This is a genomic window from Francisella sp. SYW-2 (assembly GCF_008711475.1).
Lineage (GTDB): Bacteria > Pseudomonadota > Gammaproteobacteria > Francisellales > Francisellaceae > Francisella > Francisella salimarina.
The window spans coordinates 1-5080 of sequence record NZ_VXKO01000050.1 but is presented as its reverse complement, the minus strand read 5'-3'; the positions used below and the strand labels follow the sequence as shown (position 1 = coordinate 5080).

Here is a 5080-nt window from a genome sequence, read left to right as displayed (position 1 = left end):
TAAGGCTTCTAAGATATTTAAGAGATATATTATATACAAACACTTTGTTAAAGAATTTGAGTATCAGTAGTTAGAGTCAGAATTTGAGAATTAAACTGAAGAGTTTGATCCTGGCTCAGATTGAACGCTGGTGGCATGCTTAACACATGCAAGTCGAACGGTAACAGGAGAAGCTTGCTTCTTGCTGACGAGTGGCGGACGGGTGAGTAACGCGTAGGAATCTGCCCATCTGTGGGGGATACCAGTTGGAAACGACTGTTAATACCGCATAATATCTGCGGATTAAAGGTGGCCTTTGTGCTGCCGCAGATGGATGAGCCTGCGTTGGATTAGCTTGTTGGTGGGGTAAAGGCCTACCAAGGCTACGATCCATAGCTGATTTGAGAGGATGATCAGCCACATTGGGACTGAGACACGGCCCAAACTCCTACGGGAGGCAGCAGTGGGGAATATTGGACAATGGGCGAAAGCCTGATCCAGCAATGCCATGTGTGTGAAGAAGGCTCTAGGGTTGTAAAGCACTTTAGTTGGGGAGGAAAGCTTATGAGTTAATAGCTCATAAGAAGGACGTTACCCAAAGAATAAGGACCGGCTAACTCCGTGCCAGCAGCCGCGGTAATACGGGGGGTCCGAGCGTTAATCGGAATTACTGGGCGTAAAGGGTCTGTAGGTGGTTTGTTAAGTCAGATGTGAAAGCCCAGGGCTCAACCTTGGAACTGCATTTGATACTGGCAAACTAGAGTATGGTAGAGGAATGGGGAATTTCTGGTGTAGCGGTGAAATGCGTAGAGATCAGAAGGAACACCAATGGCGAAGGCAACATTCTGGACCGATACTGACACTGAGGGACGAAAGCGTGGGGATCAAACAGGATTAGATACCCTGGTAGTCCACGCTGTAAACGATGAGTACTAGCTGTTGGATTCGGTGTAAAGGATCTAGTGGCGCAGCTAACGCGTTAAGTACTCCGCCTGGGGACTACGGCCGCAAGGCTAAAACTCAAAGGAATTGACGGGGACCCGCACAAGCGGTGGAGCATGTGGTTTAATTCGATGCAACGCGAAGAACCTTACCTGGTCTTGACATCCTGCGAACTTTCTAGAGATAGATTGGTGCCTTCGGGAACGCAGTGACAGGTGCTGCACGGCTGTCGTCAGCTCGTGTTGTGAAATGTTGGGTTAAGTCCCGCAACGAGCGCAACCCCTATTGATAGTTACCATCATTAAGTTGGGTACTCTATTGAGACTGCCGCTGACAAGGCGGAGGAAGGTGGGGACGACGTCAAGTCATCATGGCCCTTACGACCAGGGCTACACACGTGCTACAATGGGTATTACAGAGGGCTGCGAAGGTGCGAGCTGGAGCGAAACTCAGAAAGGTACTCTTAGTCCGGATTGCAGTCTGCAACTCGACTGCATGAAGTCGGAATCGCTAGTAATCGCAGGTCAGAATACTGCGGTGAATACGTTCCCGGGTCTTGTACACACCGCCCGTCACACCATGGGAGTGGGTTGCTCCAGAAGTAGATAGCTTAACGAATGGGCGTTTACCACGGAGTGATTCATGACTGGGGTGAAGTCGTAACAAGGTAGCCGTAGGGGAACCTGCGGCTGGATCACCTCCTTAACGGAAATACGAAAAAATAGAAATAAGCTCTAATTACATATTCAAGTGATTTAGCATAGTGTTTGTAGATAATATATTTTAGTGTAAATAGAATACGGGTCTGTAGCTCAGTTGGTTAGAGCGCACCCCTGATAAGGGTGAGGTCGGTAGTTCGAGTCTACTCAGACCCACCAGTTTTTTGGGGCCATAGCTCAGCTGGGAGAGCACCTGCTTTGCACGCAGGGGGTCAGCGGTTCGATCCCGCTTGGCTCCACCATATTTATTTACATGAAGATAGAGATATTTAACAATTTAGTATAGAAATAGACTTAAGAAAATAAGTGCAAGCGGTGGATGCCTTGGCATTCAGAGGCGATGAAGGACGTGATAATCTGCGATAAGCTTCGGTTAGTTGGTAAATAAACTTTGATCCGGAGATTTCCGAATGGGGGAACCCATCTAACACAAGTTAGGTACTCACTCGACATAGAGTGTAGAGCGAACGAGGGGAACTGAAACATCTAAGTACCCTTAGGAAAAGAAATCAATTGAGATTCCCATAGTAGCGGCGAGCGAAGTGGGAAGAGCCTGGTATGATTTAGCTGTAATTATAGTAGAACAAGTTGGGAAGCTTGACGATAGAGGGTGATAGTCCCGTATACGAAATAATCACAGTGGAACTAAGCATATGAACAAGTAGGACGGGGCACGTGGAACCTTGTCTGAATATGGGGGGACCATCCTCCAAGGCTAAATACTCCTGAATGACCGATAGTGAACTAGTACCGTGAGGGAAAGGTGAAAAGAACCCTTATAAAGGGAGTGAAATAGAATCTGAAACCGCTTGCATACAAGCAGTAGGAGCATTATTTAGTAATGTGACTGCGTACCTTTTGTATAATGGGTCAGCGAGTTACTTTTAGTAGCGAGGATAACTGAATAAGGGATCCGTAGCGAAAGCGAGTCTTAATAGGGCGAATAGTTGCTAGGAGTAGACCCGAAACCGGCGCGATCTATCCATGGCCAGGTTGAAGGTTGGGTAATACCAACTGGAGGACCGAACCCAATACTGTTGCAAAAGTATGGGATGAGCTGTGGATCGGAGTGAAAGGCTAATCAAGCACGGAGATAGCTGGTTCTCCCCGAAAACTATTTAGGTAGTGCCTCGTGTATAACTCATTGGGGTAAAGCACTGTTTCGACGATGGGGGTTTTACGACCTTACTGACTCGATGCAAACTCAGAATACGATGAAGTTCAATCACGGGAGACACACTGCGGGTGCTAAGGTCCGTAGTGGAAAGGGAAACAGCCCAGACCGCCAACTAAGGTCCCCAAGTCATAGCTAAGTGGGAAACGAAGTGGGAAGGCCCAGACAGCCAGGAGGTTGGCTTAGAAGCAGCCACCCTTTAAAGAAAGCGTAATAGCTCACTGGTCGAGTCGGCCTGCACGTAAGATTTAACGGGGCTAAGCTATGCACCGAAGTTGCGGAATATATTTATTATATTGGTAGGGGAGCGTTCTGTAAGCCGATGAAGGTGAATTGAGAAGTTTGCTGGAGGTATCAGAAGTGCGAATGCTGACATGAGTAACGTAAAATAAGTGAGATTCTTATTGGCCGAAAACCCAAGGTTTCCTACGCAATGTTAATCAACGTAGGGTAAGCCGGCCCCTAAGGCGTAGCTGAAGAGTGAAGTCGATGGGAAACAGGTTAATATTCCTGTGCCGCTTATATAAACGAAGGAGGGACGGAGAAGGTTAGGTAGGCCTGGCGGATGGTTGTCCAGGTGAAAGTATGTAGGTAGAGGTGCTAGGCAAATCCGGCATCTTGTTGATCTGAGATACGAGACGAAGTCAAACTTGTTTGACGAAGCTATTGATACCATGCTTCCAGGAAAAGCTTCTAAGTACATTGTATAAGTGACCGTACTGTAAACCGACACTGGTGGGTAGGTAGAGAATACTAAGGCTATGAGATAACTCTGGTGAAGGAACTAGGCAAAATGACACCGTAACTTTGGAAGAAGGTGTGCCCTTGATGGTGATGAGACTTGCTCTCTGAGCTGTTGGGGGTTGCAGATACCAGGTGGCTGCGACTGTTTATCAAAAACACAGCACTCTGCTAAATCGTAAGATGAAGTATAGGGTGTGACGCCTGCCCGGTGCTGGAAGGTTAATTGAAGGGGTTAGCGCAAGCGAAGCTCTGGATCGAAGCCCCAGTAAACGGCGGCCGTAACTATAACGGTCCTAAGGTAGCGAAATTCCTTGTCGGGTAAGTTCCGACCTGCACGAATGGCGTAACGACGGCCACACTGTCTCCACCAGAGACTCAGTGAAATTGAAATCGCTGTGAAGATGCAGTGTACCCGCGGTTAGACGGAAAGACCCCGTGAACCTTTACTACAGCTTTGCACTGGACTTTGAATATTTATGTGTAGGATAGGTGGGAGACTTTGAAGCAGTCACGCTAGTGATTGTGGAGTCGTCCTTGAAATACCACCCTTGAATATTTGAAGTTCTAACTCAGGAGAAATTCGAGGACAGTGTATGGTGGGTAGTTTGACTGGGGCGGTCTCCTCCTAAAGAGTAACGGAGGAGTACGAAGGTGCACTCGGTACGGTCGGAAATCGTGCCAAGAGTATAAAGGCAAAAGTGCGCTTGACTGCGAGAGTGACGGCTCGAGCAGGTACGAAAGTAGGTCTTAGTGATCCGGTGGTCCTGTATGGAAAGGCCATCGCTCAACGGATAAAAGGTACTCCGGGGATAACAGGCTGATTCCTCCCAAGAGTTCATATCGACGGAGGAGTTTGGCACCTCGATGTCGGCTCATCACATCCTGGGGCTGAAGCAGGTCCCAAGGGTATGGCTGTTCGCCATTTAAAGTGGTACGCGAGCTGGGTTCAGAACGTCGTGAGACAGTTCGGTCCCTATCTGCCGTGGGCGTTAGAGATTTGAGAAGAGTTGCTCCTAGTACGAGAGGACCGGAGTGAACGAACCACTGGTGTTCCGGTTGTTTCGCCAGAAGCATTGCCGGGTAGCTACGTTCGGAAGGGATAACCGCTGAAAGCATCTAAGCGGGAAGCCTCCTTCAAGATTAGATCTCTCTGATGTAAATCAGTAAGGAACGTTGGAGACTACGACGTTGATAGGCTGGGTGTGGAAGTACAGCAATGTATGAAGCTTACCAGTACTAATGATCCGAGAGACTTAAGTCTATTTCTATGCTGAATTGTTAAATATCTTTATAAGATATATTATCCAAAACACAGTTTTGGCGATAATAGCTTGTAGGAACCACCTGATCCCATTCCGAACTCAGAAGTGAAACTACAAAACGCCGATGATAGTTTGGCTCCGGCCAGGTGAAAGTAGGTAATCGCCATCTTATTCAAATATCAAAGACTTATCGTGATAAGCAATACAAAAAGCCTCATAAATATATGGGGCTTTGTGTTTTTATAACTAACAAATTTAAA

2 tRNA genes and 3 rRNA genes are annotated in these 5080 nt (G+C 47.4%); all 5 read left to right on the top strand.

Going from position 1 to position 5080, the window contains the following annotated elements:
- Positions 1 to 92: 92 nt before the first annotated feature.
- The 5 genes from F3D57_RS09995 to rrf all read left to right on the top strand — a co-directional run bounded on the left by F3D57_RS09995 (position 93) and on the right by rrf (position 4989).
- Positions 93 to 1626 (top strand): 16S ribosomal RNA (locus F3D57_RS09995).
- A 96-nt stretch (positions 1627 to 1722) separates the two neighbouring features.
- Positions 1723 to 1799 (top strand) — tRNA-Ile (locus tag F3D57_RS09990).
- Positions 1800 to 1806: 7 nt separating this feature from the next.
- Positions 1807 to 1882: transfer RNA gene (locus F3D57_RS09985), tRNA-Ala, on the top strand.
- Between the two features lie 50 nt (positions 1883 to 1932).
- Positions 1933 to 4819 (top strand): 23S ribosomal RNA (locus F3D57_RS09980).
- A 55-nt stretch (positions 4820 to 4874) separates the two neighbouring features.
- A 5S ribosomal RNA gene (rrf, locus tag F3D57_RS09975) occupies positions 4875 to 4989 on the top strand.
- Together the 16S, 23S and 5S rRNA genes with 2 tRNA genes alongside form the textbook arrangement of a ribosomal RNA operon.
- Positions 4990 to 5080: the final 91 nt, after the last annotated feature.